The following is a 23,101-nucleotide window of genomic DNA, read 5'->3' on the forward strand; positions in this document are numbered from 1 at the left end:
GTCCGACTCCATAGGGTCCGTCACCACCACGGGCCGATCCGCCGGCAGTGCATGGACGTGTCTCTCGCATGCCGCCGGCGCCACAGAGAGGTTGACGATGAGTTCGCTCGGTTCGAATGTCCTCACCACCATCGCCCCGGCGTCGGTGCGCCAGATGCGCTCGCGCCTCGGTGATGTGGGGGCCGGGGCCACCGCAGCCACCGTCGCACTAGCCACCGCCTGGTGGGCCGCTCATGCCGGAGCGGTCGACGGTTCACCGGTCCCGGCGGTATCGCTGCGCGTCGTCGACGGCGGACCCACCGCCGCCAAGATCGGCGCCGCGACGCTGTTCGGATCGCACTCCCCCGGCGAGGTCGGCCTGGTCGACCTGGCCGGCGGGCTGGATACCGTTGCGACGCTGCGAAACCGCACGGACAATCCCGAGGACGTCGCCGTCATCGCCGAGGTGGGATCGGTGCGGGTCAGCACCCGCCTCGACGGCGACGGGCTCGGCGTGAGCATCGACGCACCGGTCTCGCCCGACGACCTCACCGACCTCCTCGGCGATCTCGTCACTTACCCCGACCGCCGGCTGGACTCCGTCCGGCCCGATACCGCCGAGCAGCGTCTGCGGCGCCAGCGTCGATGGAATGACACCGACGCCCCGCGGCGACGACCGGATGTGGTGGAACTGATCGCCGAGCACGTCCGGGCCACACCGGATGCGCTTGCCGTGATCGACGACCGGCATCGATTGTCGTATCGCGAACTATGGCTTCGCGCAGCCTCTCTGGTCGATGATCTCGAACACCACGGCATCGGTGACGAGGCGCTCGTCGGGATCGCGATGGACCGTGGGGCCGACATGGTGGTGGCCATCGTGGCCGCGCTGATGACCGGTGGCGCCTTCGTGCCGGTCGACCCCGCGTGGCCCGATGCCCGCCGACGCGACGTCATCGAGCGCGCGCAGGTGCGGGTGCTCGTCACCCGCCGCGGCGCATATTCGTCCCACGACCGCGCGAATGATCCGGCAATCGTTGAATTCGACTGCGATGCAGCACTACCCGACCAGGCGGTGGATCCCGTCACGCGACCGATGCGCGGAGCCGGGCTGGCCTATGTCGTGTTCACCTCGGGATCGACCGGAAAACCCAAGGGCGCCATGATCCGGCGTGAGGCCATCGTCGAGCGACTGCTGTGGCAACGCGACGAGATCCTCGGGTTCGGCCCCACCGATGCCGCATTGTTCAAGGCGCCGTTGGCCTTCGACATCTCCGTCAACGAAATCTTGCTGCCGTTGATCAGCGGCGGCCGGGTGGTGGTCGCCCATGCCGGTGGTGAGCGCGATCCGCAGTATCTGCTCGATCTGATCGCCCGCGAGCACGTCACCTTCGCCTATCTGGTCTCGTCGATGCTCGACGTGCTGCTCGCACTGGCCGACGGCGGGTCGCGGCTGGACTCGTTGCGGCACGTCTGGTGTGGCGGGGAACTGTTGACGCAGGCACTGTTCCGGCGTTTCCGGGAACAACTGCAGATCCCGATGTACCACGGATACGGTCCGGCCGAGGCGACGATCGGTGTCTCCCACGTGATCTATGCCGGCGACGAGGATCGCATGGGCCCGTCCATCGGATCGGCGAACCCCAACACCGCACTGTATGTGCTCGACGACGAGTTGCGGCCCAGTGTGGCCGGCGAGACCGGCGAACTGTATGCGGCCGGGTTCCTGCTCGGGCGTGGATATGTGGGCCAGGGTGATCTCACCGCGGCTCGCTACGTGGCCGATCCGTTCGGGCGGCCGGGTGAGCGCATGTACCGCACCGGCGATCTGGCCCGACGCCTCGACGACGGATCGCTGGAATTCCTCGGCCGCGCCGACAATCAGGTCAAGGTCCGCGGGATGCGCCTCGAACTCGAGGACGTCGAGGCCGGGCTGGCCGAGCATCCCGACGTGCGGATGCCCTGTGTGACACTGCAGGACGGCCGCCTGATCGGCTACGTCGTCTGCCATCAGGGCCGCCACCCGAGCGGGGCGGACATCCGGGAGTGGTCGCGGTCGGTGCTGCCCGACTACATGGTGCCCGCGACGGTGATGGTGCTCGACGCGTTCCCGATGACGGTCAACGGCAAGCTGGATCGGCGCGCGCTGCCCGATCCGGACTTCTCCGAAGCACTCGGCCCGGAACCCGATCCCGCGATCGGCGAGTCCGGCGCGGAGGCCTCCCCGGCGCTGGCCGCGGTGACCGCGGCACTCGCCGGAGCCCTCGGTGTCGACCGAATCGGCCCAGACACCGACTTCTTCGACGTCGGCGGGGATTCGTTGCGCGCCATCGGAGTCCTCGGCGCACTGCGCCGAGACGGCTGGAGCGCAACGGTGTCCGATGTCTTCGACGCCCGCACGCCGCGCGCATTGGCCACGCGCGTCACGCGCACCGGCCACCAGCCCGACCCCGACGATCGTCCGGACGGCGTCGTCGACGCCATGCCGATCATCCGGTGGGCGGGCGAGATCGCCGAGCACATCCACGGATTCGTGCAGGCCGTCGAGCTCCGCGCCCCGGACGATCTCGATCAGGCTGCCGCGCAGTCGATCCTGACCGCAACGGTGCGCACGCACCCGGCACTCGCGGCGACCGTCGTCACCGGGCCACGGCTGCACCTGCGGATACCGCGCGCCGAGGAGATCGGCGTCGTCCCGGTGACCGAACTGGATTCGGCCACCACGGATGACGGTATCGAGTGGCTGACCGGACAGCTCGATCCGGCACACGGCGTGGTCTTGGCCGCCGGTCTGCGCGTGGCGGCCGACGGCACCCGCGGACTTCTCCTCGTCATCCACCACCTGGTGATCGACGGCGTGTCCTGGGACATCCTCACCGACGACCTGACGCGCGCGATGGCATCGCGACGCGCGGGGTCACTCGACGACTCCGGTTCTCCGACAAACGATTCGGCTCCACCGGTGCAGACCGAGGGCACCTCGCTGCGGCGGTGGAGCGAACTGCTCGCCGCGGCCGCACCTGGACTCGAGGCCGACCGCACCTACTTCGACGAGGTGCTCGCCCGCCCCGACACCCCGCTGGCCGACGACCCCACGGAGCTGACCGCCCGCGTGGCCGACGAGATGACGCGGGTGCACGAGTTCGGCGGGCCGGCCGCCGAGGCACTGCTCGGCGAGGTCGTCACCGGATACGCCGCCACCGCCGAAGCGGTGTTGATGACGGCACTGTCGCTGACCTTGGCCCGGTTCCGATCAGAACAGCGGGGACCCGACCACCAGGGGGCGCACGCCCACACCCACACCCACAGCGTCATCGAACTCGAGGGCCACGGCCGCGAGACCCGCCACATCCCGACCCCGGGTGGCGGCGAGGCCGATCTGAGTCGCACCGTCGGCTGGTTCACCACGCTGTATCCGGTGCTCGTCGACCCCGGCGCCGTCGACCTCGACGACCCCGCGGGCGTAAGCCGCGCACTCAAGGCCGTCAAGGACCAGCTCGCCGTGGTTCCCCACCGCGGAATCGGTTACGGCATCGGACGTTATCTCGGCCCAGAAGCCGATACCGCGCCGGACCGGTCGCCGCAGGTGCTGTTCAACTATCTGGGCCGGGTCGGGACCCCCGAGGCCAAGGACTTCGCGCCGCTGGGTCCGACGGGCCAACTCGGTGAGCGTCGCGACCCGCGGCAACGCCTCCCCCGTGAACTCGAGTTCAACGCCATCACCGAACCCGGCCCCGACGGAGCCGTCCTGCGCACCACGATCTCCTGGGCCGCCGGGCGATTCGGCGACGACCGGATCGACCGGCTCCTCGACCTGTGGGAGCGCTCGCTCCGGGCGGTGTCCGGGATCGCTGCGCTGGCATCGCATTCGGCCGGCGACTTCGCCCTCACCCCGGGCGGTGAGGTGATCCTCGATCAGGACGAGCTCGACGCCATCGACGGTCCTGGCCTCGTCGACGTGCTGCCGCTTACGCCGCTGCAGCAGGGTATGCACTTCCACAGCATCTTCGACGGCGCACAGTCGAGTATGTATGTGGAGCAACAGATCCTGACACTGCGCGGACCCCTCGACGTCGAGCGGCTGCGGACCGCGGCCGCGATGTTGTTGCGGCGCCGCCCGACCCTGGCCGCGGCGTTCCGGACGACACGGTCGGGTCGGGTGTATCAGGTCCTCGACACCGACTGCGCCGATCGGCTCGAGTTCACCGTGCTCGACGCAGCCAGCGGACCGGCGAGCATCGACGAGATCGCCCGGGCCGATCGCGACCGCGGCTTCGATCCCGAGACGGCACCCCTGATGCGCTACACGGTGATCCCCGCGGGCGACGACCACGTCGTGGTGCAGACGGTGCACCACCTGATCGCCGACGGGTGGTCGGTGCCGATCGCGTTGCGCGAGTTGTTCTCCGCTTACCGGGATACCGGCTACCTGGATGCCGGCTACGGGGATACCGCTGAACGCGACCGCACCGAGGTGCCCGTACACCGCCTCGACCGCGGTTTCGCCGGTTACCTGCGCTGGATCGCCGCCCGTCCCCACGACGCCGACGTGGCGCGCTGGCGCGACGAACTAGCCGGTCGGCTCCATCCGGTGGTGGTGGCGCCGGGCGCCACGGCATCGAGTGCGCTATCCGAGATGTCTCTCGACGCACCGGAACTCGCAACACTGGCGGCACGTACCCGTGCGGCCGGGTTGCGCCTCCCCGATGTCGTGGAGGCCGCATGGGGATTGGCGCTGCGCCGAATGACCGGTGTCGACGATGGCACCGACGTGGTGTTCGGTTCGACCGTCTCCGGGCGAGACGCACCGGTGGACGGGATCGACGACGCCGTCGGCATGTTCATCAACACCGTGCCCATCCGCGCGCCGGGCGCGGCGCCCACCCGGCGCGCCCGCGACCTCGTCGAGGATCTCGCCGCACACCACGATCGGGTTCGCGACTGCCTGCACATCGGCCTGACCGACATCGCCCGCACGGCCGGACGGTCGGCGGGAGAGCTGTTCGACACCCTCGTGGTGGTGGAGATCGGCACCGGAGCCGATCAGATCGACACCAGCGCAACGGGCCTGGAGATCGTCGACATCGTCAACGAGGGCGCCCCACATTATCCGCTCACGCTGGTGATCACCTCGGACGCCCCTGCACCGCTGCGAATGATCCACGACGAGTCGGTGATCCCTCGCGCTCGCGCCGAACGCATCGCCGCGCACCTCGTCACCGCGACCACGATGCTGCTGACCGACTGCACCGTCGCGGAGGTGAGTTCGGCCCTCGATGCCCCCGATGATCACGACGAGCACGACGAGCACGACGAGCACGACGACCGGGATGATGCGACGCTCGCGCACGTGTGGAACTCGGCGGTCCGCGCGCACCATGACCGTCCGGCACTCGGCGACCTGCGGGCCCAGTCGGCCCCGGCCGCCCGCACCTACGGCGAGATCGATGCCGCTGCAACAGCACTCGCCGAGCAGATCCGCCGCGCCCTGCCGGCCTCGACAGCCGGTGACCCACCACCGCGCGTCGCATTGCTGATCGAGCGCTCGAGCCGCTTCGCCGAGGCCGTCATCGCTGCGGTACTGGCCGGGGTCACCTATGTCCCGCTCGATCCGTACTCGCCGCAGCAGCGCCTCGACCTCATCGTCGACGACTGCCGGCCCGCCCTGATCGTCGCCTCTCCCGATCATGCGGGGCTCGCGAAACGCATCGCCGACGACCACATCCCGGTCCTGTGCCCCGATCCCGACCGACGCGATTCACCCGCCGGGCCGGGCGGTGCACTCCCGCAACCGCATCGCGTCCGCCCCGACGACCCCGCATACATCCTCTACACCTCCGGCTCCACCGGAGTCCCCAAGGGCGTCGTGGTGACGCACCGCAACGTCGTGTCGCTGCTACGCAACGCCGAGAGCCACGTGGTGACCGGCCCCGACGACACCTGGTGCGTCGCACACTCCTTCGCTTTCGACTTCTCGGTCTGGGAGCTGTGGGCACCGCTGCGCGCCGGCGCGCTGGCCGTCGTGGTCGATCACGCGCTGACCCGCATCCCGGCCGATCTCGCCTGCGCACTGCGCGATGCGCGGATCACCGTGCTCAATCAGACTCCGACGGCCTTCGCCGCGCTCGACGCGACCGGCGTGACGCTTCCGGATCTGCGGTACCTGATCTTCGGCGGCGAACGTCTCGAGCCGGCGCTGACCGGCCGGTGGCTGGATCGCCACCCCGATGCGGTGGCGATCAACATGTACGGGATCACCGAGACCACGGTGCACGTCACGGCGCTGGCGATCACCGAAGGGATACGCGAGGACTCGGGCAGCCCCATCGGCCGTCCGCTCGACGGTCTGGTGACGCATGTGCTCGACGAGCAACTCCGTCCGGTGGCGGTGGGCGACACCGGCATCCTGTACGTCTCCGGACCGCAGGTGTCGGCGGGATACCACCGGCGTCCGGACCTGACCGCCACCCGATTCGTCGCAAACCCGTTCCGTACCACTCCTTTGCGAGCCGGTGGCGACCGTCTGTACTGCTCCGGTGACGTGGTGCGGGTGCGGGCCGACGGCGGCATGGATTACATCGGGCGGGCCGATCGCCAGGTACAGGTACGCGGCTTCCGGATCGAGACGGGCGAGGTGGAGGCCGCGTTACGCCGCTCCGGTGTCGCCACCGAGGCCGCGGTCGTGGCCGTCGACACCGCCGACGGCCCGCGCCTGCGTGCAGCGATCGTCGCCGACGGCGCACCGGGCTCCGGCGGGGATCACGCGGCTCGCGCGCGGCGTGCGGCCCGGGAGTCCCTTCCGGCGCACATGGTGCCCGACGAGGTGCTCGTGGTGGATGCCCTGCCGCGCACCGTCAACGGCAAACGCGACGACGACCGGCTGCGGGAACTACTCGCCGAGATCCCCGTCGCCGAGATCCCCGAGATGACAGCACCGGACAGCGGAGACCCCCACGTCCCGGACTCGCGGGTCACCGCCGTGGCGTCGGTGATCGCCGAAGCCCTCGACGTCGACGAGGTCGGCGGCGATGACGATTTCTTCATGCTCGGCGGCGACTCGATCGTGGCGATCCGGGTGGCCAACCGCCTCGCCGCGCGCGGTGTCAAGGTGACCCCGCGCGATGTGTTCCTCGGCCGGACCCCGGCACGGATCGCCGAACGCCTCGGCGCCGACGCGGTGGCCGTCATGAGCAGTGCGGCAACCGATTCCGGAGCTCGCGCGGCACCCGTGCCGACGCCCATCCTGCTCCGCCAGCACGAGTGGGGATTCCCCGGCGACCTGGTGCAGGCACGGCTGCTCCGGACGCCGCAGGGCGTCACCGCCGATCAGCTCCGCGCTGCTCTCACCGCCGTCGTCGAGGCGCACCCGATGCTCGGCGCCGTGATCACCGGCACCGAGCCCGAAGCGGCGCTGTCGATCTCGATGCCGGATTCCGGTCCGGTGGCGCCGCCGGTGCGGGAGTCGGCGTCGGCCGACCCGGCCGATGCGGTGCCTGAACTGATCGGCAACATCAGCCTCGCCGACGGCCGACCGATCGCCGCCGCCCTCCTCGACGCCGGACACGGCGTGGTGCTGCTGGCCCACCATGCGGTGGTCGACAGCGTGTCGTGGATGGTCATCATCGACGACGTCGAGCAGGCCCTTCGTGGCGGGCGTCCGGCTGCGGAGCCGAGTTCGTATGCCACGTATGCGCAGCAGGTGATGCGCGCGGCCTACAGCCCCGTCATCGCATCGGACCTCGGTCATTGGCGAGACCTGCACACCACCGAGCCTCTGGTCGCGGCAACGGTATTCGACGCAGACCGGATCACCGCCCACACCGTCGAGGTCGACGGTCCGGAGGTGGCCGTCGTCGTCGACGAGGCCGCGCCCGCGCTCGGCGGGGCGGTCACCGAGGTGATCGTCGCCCTCATGCTTGCGTCGGTCGCACGTCTGCTCGGCACCGAACCCACCCTGCTCGTCGACGTCGAAGGGCACGGTCGCCCCGATCCGGGTGAGCCGGTGCGCGGCGGCGACGCGGCACTGGACTGCGGTCGCACCGTCGGATGGTTCACCCAGATCGCTCCGGTGCGGGTGACGGCCCGCGCCGACGCCGCGGTGACTTCCCGCGAACTGACCGCGGCTCTCGCCGATCGGCCGGACCCGTTGGGCTACATGGCGTTGCGCCACGTCCACGCGCGGACGTCACGACTGCTCGCCGAGGGCGGCGCACAGATCCTGGTGAATTATCTGGGCCGCGGCGAGAGCCGTGAGGTGCTGCCCACCCCGCCGCCGTCCGCCCCGCCGCGCACCCCGTACGCCGTCGAGGCCGACGTCTGGGTCAGTGGGTCACCACCGCGCCTGGTGGTGCAATTTGCCGTGGCCGAGTCGATCTCGGATATCGCCGGCCAGGAGATCACCGCCGAAACGATCACCGACGCGGTGCGGAGCAGCGTCGGTGCGCTGGCCGCCGAGATCGACCGGACGGCCGATCGCGGCCCGGTGCAGGTGCCGCCGACGGTATTGCAGCGTGGCCTGCTGTTCCAGTCACAGGTCGCGCCGTCGGGGTCGTATCACGCGCAGACCGCGTTGACCTTCGATCGCGAGATCGACCCGGATCAGCTCGCCGAGGCGTTCGCCGACGCCGTCGTCGTGCACCCGGCGATGGGCGCGCGATTCGACCTGGCCGCGGCAACACCCACCCAGTACCTACCCGGCCGTGACGAGCGCGTGCTGTTGCCGGTCGAGATCGTCCACACCGACGGCACCTCGGCCGACGAGCACACCCTGCGAGAACGTGATCGCGCACAGCCGATTCCGCTCGATCGCTCTCCCGCAGCCCGTGCGACCATCGTCCGACGCGCAGGCCACGGAGACACGGTGTTGTTCACCTATCACCTCGCACTGCTCGACGGGTGGTCGAGGGCGCGTTTCCTCACCGAGTTCCTCGACCGGTTGCACGATCGCGAACAGTCCGCGGTGCGTACCCCACGGCCGGCACGGCCCGGCTTCGCCGAGGTTGCCACACTGCTCGAGGACCGAGATCACCAGCAGGACATCGCGTTCTGGCGTTCGGTTCTCGGCGGGATGGCCGGGCCGACACTGCTCGGCCGGCCCGCGGCGCTCGACGCGCCGCCCCCGGCTGCCGCCGAGGCATTGCCGCGCAAGATCATCCGCTCCCTCGACACCACCGAGACCGCCGATCTGCTCGCGGCGGGACGTGCACACGGCGTGACGCTGACGGCGTTGGCCACCGTTGCCATGGCGTTGACCCTGCACCGGGCGACCGGTGAGTCCGATGTGCTGTTCGGGCTGTCGGTGTCGGGGCGCGATCTGCTGGAGGTGCCCGGCATCGACGAGGTCGTGGGAGTTCTCCTCAACACCGTGCCGGTCCGTGTCGAGGTCGACGCATGGCGTCCGGTCCGGGAGATGCTGCGCAGCGTCTCCGACGATCGCGCCGCGGCGATGCCGCACGACGGGGCCGATCTCGGTGAGATCCATCGCGAGCTGGGCGTCGCCGCCCTCTTCGATTCGCTGGTGGTGATCCAGAACTTCCTCGATCCGGAGGCGGCCCGCGAGACCCGGGATCGGCACGGGATTCTCACCGAGGAGGCCGAGGACTCCACCCACTTCGCGCTGACGTGGGTGTTCACCCCCGGCGATGAGATGACGCTGAAGGTCGAGTATCGCGCCGAGTTGGTCGACGAGACCACCGCAACGGGGCTGGCCGACCACGCCATGGCTGTGCTGCGGGCACTCTCGCGCACCGCTCAGGCACCGGATACGCCGTTGGCCGCCCTGCCGGTGGCATCCGATCCTGCTGTGTCAGGCCCGAATCCGGCTGCGGTGGCGGCCGCGAACGGGCCGTGGTCGTCGACCGTGGTGGACGAGTTCGCCGCGGCGGTGCGCCGCGAACCGGAGTCGGTGGCACTGGTGTGCGGCGCGGTGCGGTGGAGTCTCGGGGAGCTTGCCGATCGGGTGATGCGGCTGGCCGGCCGGCTGGCGGCGTCGGTCGCGCCCGGCTCGACCGTCGCGATCGCGGTTCCGCGCTCCGCCGAGGTGGTCGTCGCCATCCTCGGGGTGCTGTGGTCCGGCGCGCGTTACACGCCACTGGATCTCGAGCATCCCGACAATCGGCTGCGTGCGATCTGCGACGACTGCGATCCCGACATCGTCCTGGTCTCCGACGAGTCGAGCCAGCGCATGTCGACGGTGGTTCCCGCCGACCGGCTGATGCCGGTCACCGACGATCCCGCGGCACCGGCACTCGCCGCCTCGCGCGCCCGCGCGGACGGCGACGCGTACGTGATCTATACCTCCGGGAGCACCGGAACCCCCAAGGGCGTCGTCATCGGCCACGCCGGCCTGGCCAACATGCTGGCCAATCACCGGCGTCGGATCTTCGCCCCGGCGGTGCGGGCCGCCGACCGGAGATTCCGAGTGGCCCATGCCATCTCGTTCGCCTTCGACATGTCGTGGGAGGAGTTGCTGTGGCTCGCCGAGGGTCACGAGGTGCACATCTGCGACGAGGAGTTGCGACGCGACGCCACCGGGCTCGTCACCTACGTCGCCGAGCAGCGGATCGACGTCCTCAATGTGACGCCCGGACAGGCCGATCAACTCGTGGCCGAGGGACTACTCGGGGCACAGGCACACATTCCGCCACTCATCCTGCTCGGCGGCGAGGCGGTGTCGACCACCCTGTGGGCGCGGTTACGGGCCACCGCGGGTACCCGAGGCTACAACCTGTACGGGCCCACCGAATACACCATCAACACCCTCGGCGTGGGTACCGACGAGTCGGCCACGCCGTCCATCGGACGGCCGGTGGACAACACCGAGGTGATGATCCTCGACAAGTGGCTGCGTCCGGTTCCCGACGGGGTGGCCGGCGAGTTGTACGTCACCGGTGTCGGATTGGCTCGCGGCTACCTCCATCTCGCGGCCAGGACCGCTGCGACGATGGTGGCGTGCCCGGCCGGCGCCGCCGGTGAGCGGATGTATCGCACCGGAGATCTGGTACGGCGCAACACCGACGGCCTGATCGACTATCTCGGCCGCACCGACGACCAGGTGAAGATCCGCGGCCATCGCGTCGATCCCGGTGAGGTATCGGCGGTGGTGCTCGAGCGGTTCGCCGACCGCGTCCGCGATGCGGTGACCCTCGCCCGCGACGGGGTGCTGTGCTGTCATCTGGCCGCCGACACCGACGATCCGGCGGCTCTGATCGGTCTGGTGCGCAACGGTCTGCGCGATGCGCTGCCCGATTATCTGGTGCCCACCCGGTTCTCGGTGCAGGAGCGGATTCCGTTGACACTCAACGGCAAGATCGACCATGCGAAGCTCGGCGCCGGAGAGCTCGTCGAGTCCGGCGGCCGCCCATTGGCCGGGCCGCAGGAGGAGCTCGTCGCCGAACTGATGGCCGAGGCCCTCGACTGCGACGATCTCGAGGTCGATGTCGACTTCTTCGCGGTCGGCGGCCATTCGATGTCTGCGGTTCGGCTGGCCGCGCTGCTGCGTGGCGAGTTCGGCCGGCCGGTATCGGTACGGGAGGTCTACGAGCTTCGGACCGTCTCGGCGATCGCCGCCGAATTCGGATGAGACACAATGACTGCGACCAGGTGGTCACAGCAGGTTCAGTGCCGTGTGGTGAGCTCGTCGCAGAGGTCACGGACCAGCGCGAGCCGCCACACGGCATGATCGTGGCCGCCGTCGATGACACGCATGGTCGCCCGGGCGCCGCGGTCGGCGAGCGCGGCGCGCACCGCGTCGATGTGCCGGTGCATGGCGGGCTCGCCACTGCCGACGGTGAACCGGAACGAGCGGGCCGGCGACGAGAGGTCGAACGTGTCGTCGTCGAGTTCTCCGAGGACCGCACCACCGTCGGGTCCGTCGAGTGGCCCGCCCGCCGCCGGAGCCGGCCACCAGAACGAGGGTGATTGTGCGACAACGGCATCGATACCCTGTGTCGCCGAGCCCGCGCGCGCGGCGGCCACCGCGGCACGCACCGCGGCGATTCCGCCGAGGCTCTGCGCGGCCAGGACGGTGTATCCGCGACGCAACCCGCGCCCGACGAGATCGGCGTCCACGGCGGCCAGCACCGACGTCGCCACCGCGGATGCCGTTGCGGCCGAGGTCAGTTCGTCCTCCCGCGCCGACCGGTCGAGCGGTGCGGGCAGGTAGGCCAATGCCACCGAGTCGAGCACGGACACCCACTCGGACGATCCGGCCGCCGCGGCGGCCAGCGCGGACGACAGCGGATACAGGTGCAGCCAGTCATCGCCGTCGAGCAGCAACACCACCGGGACGACGCCGTCGTCGTCGGGCCGACGCGGAACGCTCAGGTGCATCGTCGCGCGACGTCCGAGGACGCCACGATCGAGTCGAATGCGCTGCGGGCGAGCACCTTCGGCCGCCTCGGCGGCCCCGTCGGGCGAATCCGGTCGCCACAGGTCCACCCCGTCGAGCCCCGACCGCGGCGCGTGCGGATGGGTGAGCAGCGACACCAGCCCACCCGGGCTGTCGGCGTTGAACGGGTCGGCGCCGGGTGCATCGTCACCGAGTGCGATGCGATAACTGGTTGCCGGAAAGGCGATCTCGACGCGGGCGACGCCGGGCGCCTCGGGCAGCGGCAACGACGCGCCACCCACCAGCGCCGCGAGATCGTCGGCCGCGATCGGCACGAACCCGACCGTCGGACCGCCGTCCTCGCGGACGACGGTGGCGCCGCGCGCGTCGAGGTCGGTGATCAGCAAGGCCTCGGCACCGCCGTCGGGCAGAACGCGATACCGCGGCCAGCACGGCGATCTGCGCTCGTCCACGAGATCGAAGACCACCCCGGGGTGCGGTGTGAGCAGGTCAGCGGAGACGGGCATTTTGACCCTTTCGTGGAATTGACTCATAAGCTAAGGCTCCACTAACCTACCGTGGTGCGCGTAGTGACCTTCGGTTATCAGACCTGGGGACACCGGACTCTCACCGCGGCCCTGAAATCGGGGCACGACGTCGTCCTGGCCGTCACCCATCCCACCAGCTCCCACCCCTACGAGCAGATGTTCAGCGACTCCGTCGAGGATCTCGCGCAGGCTCACGGTGTACCGGTCCACGTGGCCCAGCGGGCCGACGACGCCCTGATCGACGCGGTGCACCAGGCGAAGCCCGACGTGATCCTGGCCAACAACTGGCGGACCTGGTTGCCCAAGAGCGTCTTCGACCTGCCCACCCACGGCACCCTCAACGTCCACGACTCCCTGCTGCCCGAGTACGCGGGATTCTCGCCGATCCTCTGGGCCCTGCTCAATCGGGAGAGCCGCGTCGGGGTGACGGTCCACCGCATGGACGAGACGCTCGACGGCGGCCCGATCGTGGCGCAGCAGTCGATTCCGGTGGGACCGAGCGCCACCACCACCGAACTGGTGGCGGCGACCACCGAGTTGATCGAGCCCCTGGTGCTCTCGACGCTGTCGGCCCTCGCCGAGGGCGCCCTCACCGATCATCAGCAGGACCCGGCTCGCGCCACGTATTTCCACAAGCGCTCCGACCGCGAGTCCCGGATCGACTTCACCGCGAGCGCCGCCGACATCGAGTTGCTGGTGCGCGCCCAGTCCGACCCGTACCCGAACGCGCACTTCCGATTCCGCGGTGAGCGGCTGCGGGTGATTCGCGCGCACGTCTCGCGGGGCCGCTTCGGCGGCACCCCCGGACGCGTCACCGTCGAATGCGAAGGCGGTATCGCGGTGGTGTGCGGCTCCGACGCCCCCAATCGTCCGGCCCCGGCGATCGTTCTCGATCGTCTGCGCCTCGACGACGGCCGGGAGGTACCGGCTACCGAGTACTTCGGCACGCGTGCCGGTTATGTGGACGAAATCTGATCGGCTTCGCCGAGAGAACACAGGAGATATGGTGACGTTCAACAAAATTCGTGGTGGTGCGATCCTGATGGCGCTCGTCGCCCTGGTGGCGGCGCTCCTCACGGCCTGCGGCTCGGATTCCGACGACTCGTCGTCGAGTGCGGCGCCGGCGGCCGAGCAGGGTGCATTGCCGGCGACCATCACCCACAAGTTCGGTTCCACCGAGGTCACCGCGGTACCCAAGCGTGTGGTGTCGCTGGGCTACACCGACCAGGACGCATTGCTCGCACTCGGCGTGGTGCCGGTGACGGTGCGCAACTGGGACGGCATGACCACCACCAAGGGCGCTGCGGTCGGCGCATGGGCCACCGATCTGCTCAAGGGCCAGAAGCCGGAGATCTACAACGCCGAGGAGATCGATCCGGAAGCCATCGCCGCGATGAAACCGGATCTGATCGTCGCCGTCTACTCCGGCATCGACAAGGACACCTACGACGCGCTGTCCAAGATCGCCCCGGTGATCGCGCAGAAGGCCGACTACGCCGACTACGAACAGCCGTGGGACGTGACCACCGAGGAGATCGGTGCCGCGGTCGGACAGCCCAAGAAGGCTGCCGAGCTCGTCGCAGGCGTGAAGAAGAAGATCACCGACCTCGGTGCCGCCCACCCGAATTGGAAGGGCAAGACGATCAGCGTCGCCACCTATGACGGCAGCGCACTGTCGGCGTTCTCCGCGGCCGATCCCCGCACGCAGTTCTTCACCTCGCTCGGCTTCGCGCCGAACACCCAGGTCGATCAGGCTGCCGGGGACAAGTTCTATGCGACGCTGTCGCTGGAGGAAGCCCGCAAGCTCGACACCGACGTGATCGTGTGGGATCAGCTGTCCTACGCCCCCAAGGGCAAGCAGACGATCCTGGACCAGAGCGCGCTGGCCAACCTGCCCGCGGTCAAGGACAACCACAGCGTCTACCTCGAGGGTGAACTCGAGAAGGCGTTCGGTTGGCAGACCGTGCTCAGCCTCGGTTACGTCGTCGACAACATCGGGACGCCGCTGGCGCAGGCCGCCGGCTGACACTCACGGCCCCCTCGACGAGGGCCCGTACCGTCACCTCTCCCCGAGGTCTCGGTACGGGCCCTTCTCGTATTCCGGACCAGTCGTTCTGCCTCGGGATCTGGACATCAAGTTCGCTTGAAGTTCTAACCTGGCTGCCATGAGTATGGAATCGGTCGCGTGGGACGTCATGTACAAATCGATGACCTCCCCCGACGCCACGCCCCGCAGCCCCGATCGGCTCGGCGCACTGCGCCGGATCGGCGGCTTCGCCCGCCCGCATGCCCGCCGGATCGTTGCCTTCTTGGTGCTGTCGATCTTCACCGCCGTGCTGACGGTGGTGACACCACTGCTGGCCGGGCACGTGGTCAACCTGATCACCGCACAGGATTCCGGTGCCGCCGCGGCCATCGCGGGCTTCGCCGGTCTGATCGCCGTGATCGCGGTGGCCGAGGCGGCTGCGTCGGTGGTGACGCGATGGCTCTCGGCCAACATCGGCGAGGGCCTGATCCTGGATCTGCGACGCGCGGTCTTCGACCACGTCCAGCGCATGCCCATCGCATTTTTCACCCGCACCCGCACCGGCGCCCTGGTGAGCCGGCTCAACAACGACGTCATCGGCGCCCAACGTGCATTCAGCGACACACTCTCGGGCGTCGTGTCGAATCTGGTGACACTGGTGCTGACGCTCGGCGTGATGATCGCGATCAGCTGGCAGATCACGGTCCTGGCGTTAATCCTGTTGCCGGTCTTCGTCATTCCGGCCCGCCGCCTCGGCAGGCGGATGGCCGCATTGTCGCGGGAGGCCGCCGAGCACAACGCCCGCATGTCGACGCAGATGACCGAGCGGTTCTCCGCTCCGGGAGCGACGCTGGTCAAACTGTTCGGACGCCCGGAGCAGGAGTCGGCGGAGTTCGCCGACCGCGCGGATCGTGTGCGCGACATCGGGGTTCGGCGCGCGATGCTGCACACAGTGTTCATGACGGCGCTGACGTTGGTCTCCGCACTGGCACTGGCGTTGGTGTACGGACTCGGGGGCTGGCTGGCCGTGCACCAGCACCTGTCGGCCGGGGCCGTCGTCTCCCTGGCCCTGCTGCTCACTCGCATGTACGCGCCGCTGACCGCACTGGCCAACGCCCGCGTCGAGATCATGAGTGCGCTGGTCAGTTTCGAGCGGGTCTTCGAGGTGCTCGACCTGCGACCACTGATCGCCGACAAGCCCGACGCCGTCGACCTACCCCGCTCCGACGCCGGGGTGTCGATGCGCTTCCGGGACGTGTCGTTCGCCTACCCATCGGCCGACAAGGTGTCGCTGGCCTCCCTGGAAGAGGTTGCGCAACTGGATAATCGGGGCGGTCAGACGGTGCTGCACCACATCGACCTCGACGTCCCCGCAGGCGGCATGCTCGCCCTCGTCGGCAGCTCCGGCGCGGGCAAATCGACCGTCGCATCGCTGGCCACCCGGCTCTACGACGTCGATGACGGCGGTATCGAGCTCAACGGCGTGGACCTGCGTGACCTGACCGCCACCACCGTGCACCGCACCGTCGGATTGGTCACCCAGGACGGCCACCTCTTCCACGACACCGTCCGCGCCAATCTGGTTCTGGCACAGCCGGAGGCATCCGATGACGAGATCTGGGAGGCGCTGCGCCGGGCCCGACTCGAGGAGTTGATCGCGTCGCTGCCCGAGGGCCTCGACACCGTCGTCGGCGAACGCGGCTACCGGCTCTCCGGCGGTGAGCGGCAACGGTTGACGATCGCGCGACTGCTCCTGGCGAGACCGTCGGTGGTGATCCTCGACGAGGCCACCGCACATCTGGATTCGACGTCGGAGGCCGCGGTCTCCGAGGCGCTCGGCGAGGCCCTGGCCGGACGCACCTCCATCGTCATCGCGCATCGCCTCTCGACGATCCGCGCCGCCGATCAGATCGCCGTCATCGAGGACGGCCGGATCGTAGAACGCGGTGACCACCCCACGCTTCTCGCGCGCGGCGGTCGATATGCACAGCTCTATCGCACCCAGTTCGCCGCCGACGACGACGAGGCGTGCTGCGCGGCCGGGGCGTAGGGCGTGTGCCGGTTCCGCGGGATCAGCTCTCGGGTGCGCGGCCGGTGGTGCGCCGCGCGATCAGTGTCGGCGGCAGGACGAGCCTGCGCGACGACCTCATGCGCGAGGCGGTCCTGTGGCACAGCGACTCCCCGGCCGGTGTGAACCGGGCCAGCACATCGTCGGCGGGCTCGCCGGCACCACCGTGATCAAAGAACCTTCGATCGCCTCGTGGACGAGGTCGTCGCCGCGGTCGGCCTGACGGCGCCGACGCACGACGATCACTGAGCGAGCGCGCCACATACGAATACAGATTCCACATGAGCGGACCCTCGACCCCCAAAATCAGGGTTTTTCGGCCAACTTGGTGGAATCTGTATTCGTATGGCACGGTCGCGGCGATCCCGCGGGAGGGGTCAGTCGTCCTCGTCGTCCGCGGGCTGTGCGGGCGGGGTGAGCCGAGCCTTGCGGTAGGTCATCACGAGCATCGCGATGTTCACCACGATCAGGACGATGCCGAGGGTGACCCACAGCCACCGGCCGTCGCGCCACCAGATGTAAGTGAGGAAGCCGACGCAGACCATCACGATGATCGCCCCGATGGTCACCATGCCCCGCGAGAAGGTCTGCGCGGCGCTCTGGAACTGGTGATCGGTCATGGTGACGCCGACCCTCCTGGTCTGTGGCTCGGGAAGTACTCAGTGGCTCGAGAAAAATTCAGTGCCCGATGACGATCGTCAACGCGATCGCCACCGCAATCACCACTATGGCAGCGACCACCACCAGCAGATGCGAGGACCCCGGCATCGGGCCACCCTCACGCAGCGCACGATCGGTCCGGCGCCACCGCCAACCGCCCATGACGGCGATCGCACACCCGAGCGCCACCATCACCAGGCCCAAGGTCGTCTCCAGCGCGCGATCGGTGATGTCGGGCGCCACGTAGACGATGGCGACGCCACCGGCCAGGAACCCCAGCGACGTCCGAACCCATGCGAGCAGCGTCCGCTCGGCCGCCAGCGTGAACCGCGCATCCGGCGCGCCAGCTACGCGCGCGGGCTGGTCCCGCTCGTCATCCGGCCCACTTGCTCTCTCGGTCGTCAGCGCTCTTCGCCTCTCGGATCGCGCGGCCGGCGAACTCGGCCGACACCTCGATGGCCTCCAGTGTCTCCCGATGGTGCGAACCGAAGACCGGGAACGCGTGAATCTGCCACGAATAGCTGTGGGCCTCCGCACGGACCCCGGCCACGTCGAGGTTCTCGACGAGATCGATGACATCGGGTTCGAGGAGTTCGTTCTCCGCGGTGATCATGATGGTCGGCGGGAAGTCCTCGAGGTCGAGGGCGGCGATGCGGCGCACCCCGGTGAAGGCGACCGGGCCGCGCAAGAAGTGCGGCGCGAGCTTGACCAGCTGGGACAAGGGGATGTAGGCGTCGGAACGGCTGCTGCGGTCGGGATTGTCGGCCAGATCGAGATCCAACAGCGGCGAGAACCCGATCAGCGCTGCCGGTGCCGGGAGCCCTTGTGCGGCAGCCCCTTCGACGACCTTCGCGGCCAGGAATCCACCCGCCGAATCGCCGGCGACGACGACGCGTCGGTATCCACGTTCGGTCAGCAACTCCCGGTAGGCCGACATCGCGTCGCTGACGGAGGTACCGACCCCGGCCGCGGGCAGCTGCCGGTAAACGAGGGAGAACACCGGCACCTCGCAGGCGCGCGAGAGTCGCGCCGCGATCGATCGATGCGTCCCCACCCCGCCGACGACGAAGGCGCCGCCGTGCAGATAGAGGATCGCGGTGTCGGAGTCCCGGCGTGAGGGGCCGGTGGGCAGGATCACCTCGGCCGGCCGGTCGCCGAGGCGGATCTGCTCCCGGACGACGTTGTGCGGTTTGGGCCCGACGGCGAACATGCGATCGATGAGGAAGAGTCCGGCCATTCCCTCCCGGTTGAGCGGCCATACCGACAGCAACGGTTTCAGGAACACCCGACTGCCCACCCAGATCGGATACGAGAGCGCGCTGGCCTTGCGGTGTTGGACGATCGGCATACGACTACCTCCTGTGCCGGCGTCGGGCGGGTCCGATAGGGCGTGACCGGTCTGGACGGGTCAGCTCCAACCTCTGGCGTAAGCGAACCTACACCGAGATCAGAGTTCGTTCCGGTTGTTCGGCAGCCTTTGCGTGCAGGGTCACCGGATGCGGGAGAACGGGGACGATCGACACCTTCCGTTCACCCGTGTCCGACGCAACTCGACGACTGGTCGCGATATATTTCTCGTTCCATGTCTAGACAACGGTGGTGAGTGTGGAGATCCCAGCACAGTATTTGCTGTCGTCGCAGGCCAGCGACCCGCGAACACTTTGTGACATTCTCGACGAGACCGCCGCTCGGTATCCCGACGCGCCCGCGATCGACGACGGTGAGCGGGTGTACAGCTACGCGCAACTGCGCGCAGTGATCCGCCGCGGCGCCGACCGTCTCGCGGCGGCCGGGGTGCGGCGCGGCGGGCGTGTCGGTATCCGGATGCCGTCGGGGTCACGCGACCTCTACACCGCGATCCTCTCGGCGATCTACGCCGGAGCGGCGTATGTGCCGGTTGACGCCGACGACCCCGACGAACGCGCCGAACTCGTCTTCGGCGAGGCCGGGATCGACGTGCTGATCGACGCCGACGGCGTGCACCCGACGTCGACTCCCGAGGAACCGCATGCCGCGACCGGTGATGCCGGCGCCTGCCGTCCCACCACCGCCGACGACGCATGGATCATCTTCACCTCCGGATCGACCGGGACCCCGAAAGGTGTTGCGGTGACCCATCGCAACGCCGCGGCCTTCGTCGACGCCGAGGCCCGGCTGTTCCTCACCGACGAGCCGATCGGCCCGGGTGACCGGGTGCTGGCCGGATTGTCGGTGGCCTTCGACGCCTCGTGCGAGGAGATGTGGCTGGCCTGGCGCAACGGTGCGTGCTTGGTGCCGGCACCGCGGTCACTCGTCCGCAGCGGAATGGACCTGGGCCCGTGGCTGGTTTCCCGAGACATCACCGTCGTGTCCACCGTTCCGACACTGGCGTCGCTGTGGCCGCCGGAGGCGCTCGAGGCGGTGCGTCTGCTGATCTTCGGCGGGGAGGCGTGCCCACCGGAACTCGGTGAGCGACTGGCTGTTCCGGGTCGCGAGGTGTGGAACACCTACGGGCCCACCGAGGCGACGGTGGTGGCCTGTGCGGCACCGCTGGGTGGGCCGGGACCGGTGCGGATCGGATTACCGCTTCCCGGTTGGGATCTCGCGGTGGTCGATGCCGAGGGCCGGCCGGTCGCCGAGGGCGAGATCGGCGAGCTCATCATCGGCGGCGTCGGCCTGGCCCACTATCTGGACCCGGCCAAGGACGCCGAGAAATACGCGCCGATGCCCGCCCTCGGCTGGGAACGCGCCTATCGCAGTGGTGATCTCGTCCGGCTCGACGCGCAGGGCCTGGTCTTCCAGGGGCGCGCCGACGATCAGGTGAAGGTCGGCGGTCGGCGCATCGAGCTCGGTGAGATCGACAATGCGCTGCAACATCTTCCGGGGGTGAGCGGTGCGGCCGCCGCGGTACGCCGATCGGTGGCCGGCAATGCACTACTCGTCGGCTACCTGGTCTCCACCGACCCCGACTTCGACGTGTCGGCGGCGCACGCCCTGCTCTCCGAGCGACTGCCGGCGCCGATGGTGCCGCGACTGGCACTCGTCGACGAACTGCCCACCCGTACCTCCGGCAAGGTCGACCGCAACGCGCTGCCCTGGCCGCTGCCCGGGGCGGGCACCGACGACGACGATGACGCCGATGACTTCACCGCCACCGAACAATGGCTCGCCGACCGCTGGACCGACGTCCTCGGCGCTCGCATCGCCAGCGTCAACGCCGACTTCTTCACCGAGGGCGGCGGCTCGCTGTCCGCGGCGCAGCTGGTGACCGCGCTGCGGGAACGGTATCCGCAGGTCACCGTCGCCGACCTCTACGATCACCCGCGGTTGGGGTCGCTGGCGCGGATGCTCGACGCGATCGCGCCGGCCACGGTCGTCGTCGAACGCGAGGTCACCCCGACTCCGCGTCGTACCGGTATCGCCCAGATCCTGCTGTCGGTGCCGCTGACCACCCTGACCGGGCTGCAGTGGGCGACGTGGCTGGGCGTGACCAACAACGTCGCGGGCGCCGCGGCCCGTGCACTCGATGTCTCGGTGCCGTGGCTGGTCGAGGTGAACTGGTGGGTGGTGATCGTCGCCTTCGCGATCTTCATCACGCCGCCGGGCCGGATGCTGATTGCCGCGGCCGGAGCGCGGGCACTGCTGGCCGGCGTCACCCCCGGCGACTACCCGCGGGGTGGGTCGGTGCACGTCCGCCTGTGGGTGGCCGAGCGGCTGCTGGAGGCCGCGGGTGCGGCAAACATGTCCGGTGCACCGTGGATGATCTACCTGGCACGAGCGCTGGGCTCGAGCATCGGCCGCGGCGTCGACCTGCACACCATCCCCCCGGTGACCGGGATGCTCACCGTCGGTGAGGGCGCGTCGATCGAACCCGAGGTCGACCTGTCGGGATGGTGGATCGACGGCGACGTCGTGCGCATCGGTGAGATCGTGATCAAGCGCGGCGCCTCGATCGGCGCCCGCTCGACGCTGGCACCGGGCGCGGTGATCGGCCGCGACGCCGAGATCGGGCCGGGCTCGGCGGTGTTCGGCCGGGTGAAGAAGGGCCAGCACTGGGCCGGTTCGCCCGCGGTCAAGGTGGGCAAGGCCGACCATCCGTGGCCGGCACATCGCCCGCCCCGACGATCGGGCTGGGTCCCGGTGTACGGGGTGTCGTCGTTGCTGCTGGCCGCGATCCCGCTGATCTCGCTGGCCGCGGGCCTGGTGGTGATCGGCACGTGGGCACTGCACGCCGATCGGCTGCGTGACGTCGCCGTCCGCGCGTTGATCCTGACCCCGGCCGCGACGCTGGTGAGCCTGGGCGTGTTCGCCGTGATCACCGCGGTGCTCGTACGACTGCTGGGCCTGGGGATGACCAAGGGGTATCACCCGGTGCGGTCGCGGGTCGGCTGGCAGGTGTGGATGACCGAACGGCTGCTCGATTCGGCGCGGACGTACCTGTTCCCGCTGTACGCAAGCCTGTTGACGCCGTGGTGGTTCCGCATCCTGGGCGTCAAGGTCGGCAAGGGCACCGAGATCTCGACCGCACTGGTGTTGCCGAAGTTCACCACCATCGACGACGGTTCCTTCCTCGCCGACGACACCATGGTCGCCTCCTACGAACTCGGCGGCGGCTGGCTGCACATCGACGACGCGAAGATCGGCAAACGCTCCTTCCTCGGCAATTCCGGGATGGCCGGGCCGGGCCGCAAGGTACCCAAGAACGGCCTGGTCGCCGTGCTGTCGGCGGCTCCCGACCGGGCGAAGTCCGGCTCGAGCTGGTTGGGCAGTCCGCCGGTTCGGTTGCGCCGCACCGCCGCCCATACCGACACCTCACGCACCTTCGATCCGCCGATGCGCCTGAAGGTGGCCCGGTCGGTCATCGAGACCCTGCGTCTGATCCCGGTGATGGTGTCGTTCGTGCTCGGGCTGTTCATGCTGATCGGTCTGCAGTACATCGCTTTTCACGCGAACTACGTGATCGCCGGGTTGGTCAGCGGACTGATCCTGCTCGTCGCGGGCGCGGCGGCCTGCTGTATCGCCGCAGCCGCCAAATGGCTCGTCGTCGGACGCATCGTGGTCTCCGAGCATCCGCTGTGGAGTTCATTCGTGTGGCGCAACGAGCTCTCGGATGCGTTCGTCGAAACCGTTGCCGCACCGTGGTTCGCCAATGCCGCCACGGGTACGCCGATCCTGAACCTGTGGCTGCGGATGCTCGGCGCCACCATCGGTCGTGGCGTGTGGTGCGAAACCTACTGGCTTCCCGAGGCCGACCTGGTGACGTTGGGTGACGGCGCCACCGTCGAGCGTGGCTGCGTGGTGCAGACCCACCTGTTCCACGACCGGGTGATGGCCATCGACCGGGTGGTCCTGGAACCGGGTGCGACGATGGGCCCGCACTGCGTCGCCCTGCCCGCCTCGGGGATCGGGACGTCGGCAACGGTGGGTCCGGCGTCGTTGGTGATGCGTGGTGACGTGGTGCCTGCACACACCCGGTGGCAGGGCAATCCGATCGCGCCCTGGTTCGGCTGACG

At 69.3% G+C, this 23,101-nt stretch carries 9 protein-coding genes; 5 read left to right on the top strand and 4 right to left on the bottom strand.

Annotated elements, in window-relative coordinates; genetic code table 11:
- The first annotated feature begins 97 nt into the window (after positions 1 to 97).
- The gene (locus tag QNM97_RS20645; protein ID WP_283820105.1) at positions 98 to 11,560 is read left to right on the top strand and encodes a non-ribosomal peptide synthetase; all 11,463 of its coding nucleotides are present in this window, start codon (positions 98 to 100) and stop codon (positions 11,558 to 11,560) included.
- A 35-nt stretch (positions 11,561 to 11,595) separates the two neighbouring features.
- Here the strand turns inward: QNM97_RS20645 and QNM97_RS20650 are convergent, their stop codons facing one another.
- Positions 11,596 to 12,834 carry an alpha/beta hydrolase-fold protein gene (locus QNM97_RS20650; RefSeq protein WP_283820106.1) on the bottom strand — a complete coding sequence of 413 codons (1,239 nt, stop codon included), beginning with the start codon at positions 12,832 to 12,834 and terminating at the stop codon, positions 11,596 to 11,598.
- A 54-nt stretch (positions 12,835 to 12,888) separates the two neighbouring features.
- On the opposite strand from QNM97_RS20650, the gene QNM97_RS20655 reads away from it, so the two are divergent.
- From QNM97_RS20655 to QNM97_RS20665, 3 genes are all read left to right on the top strand, one after another.
- The gene (locus QNM97_RS20655) at positions 12,889 to 13,830 is read left to right on the top strand and encodes a methionyl-tRNA formyltransferase (protein WP_283820107.1); all 942 of its coding nucleotides are present in this window, start codon (positions 12,889 to 12,891) and stop codon (positions 13,828 to 13,830) included.
- 28 nt (positions 13,831 to 13,858) lie between these two features.
- Positions 13,859 to 14,881, top strand: a complete 1,023-nt coding sequence (locus QNM97_RS20660) for an iron-siderophore ABC transporter substrate-binding protein (protein ID WP_283820108.1) — start codon at positions 13,859 to 13,861, stop codon at positions 14,879 to 14,881.
- Positions 14,882 to 15,020: 139 nt separating this feature from the next.
- Positions 15,021 to 16,931, top strand: a complete 1,911-nt coding sequence (locus tag QNM97_RS20665) for an ABC transporter ATP-binding protein (RefSeq protein ID WP_283820109.1) — start codon at positions 15,021 to 15,023, stop codon at positions 16,929 to 16,931.
- Between the two features lie 395 nt (positions 16,932 to 17,326).
- Here the strand turns inward: QNM97_RS20665 and QNM97_RS20670 are convergent, their stop codons facing one another.
- Genes QNM97_RS20670 through QNM97_RS20680 form a run of 3 tightly spaced genes read right to left on the bottom strand, consistent with a single transcriptional unit; the run spans position 17,327 to position 18,957 of the window.
- Entirely contained in the window at positions 17,327 to 17,569 is a 243-nt protein-coding gene (locus QNM97_RS20670; RefSeq protein ID WP_079931335.1) for a hypothetical protein, read from the bottom strand.
- Positions 17,570 to 17,627: 58 nt separating this feature from the next.
- Positions 17,628 to 18,086 (bottom strand): YidH family protein, encoded by a 459-nt coding sequence (locus QNM97_RS20675; RefSeq protein ID WP_349632365.1) that lies wholly within the window; start codon positions 18,084 to 18,086, stop codon positions 17,628 to 17,630.
- Positions 17,983 to 18,957: an alpha/beta hydrolase gene (locus tag QNM97_RS20680; protein WP_283820110.1), complete on the bottom strand. Its 975-nt coding sequence runs from the start codon at positions 18,955 to 18,957 to the stop codon at positions 17,983 to 17,985. The genes QNM97_RS20675 and QNM97_RS20680 overlap by 104 nt, the downstream gene beginning before the upstream one ends.
- A gap of 248 nt (positions 18,958 to 19,205) precedes the next feature.
- On the opposite strand from QNM97_RS20680, the gene QNM97_RS20685 reads away from it, so the two are divergent.
- Entirely contained in the window at positions 19,206 to 23,099 is a 3,894-nt protein-coding gene (locus tag QNM97_RS20685) for a Pls/PosA family non-ribosomal peptide synthetase (RefSeq protein WP_283820111.1), read from the top strand.
- The last annotated feature ends 2 nt before the right edge of the window (positions 23,100 to 23,101 follow it).

The sequence above is a fragment of the Gordonia sp. L191 genome, assembly GCF_030077625.1.
In the GTDB taxonomy this organism is placed as follows: domain Bacteria; phylum Actinomycetota; class Actinomycetes; order Mycobacteriales; family Mycobacteriaceae; genus Gordonia; species Gordonia polyisoprenivorans_A.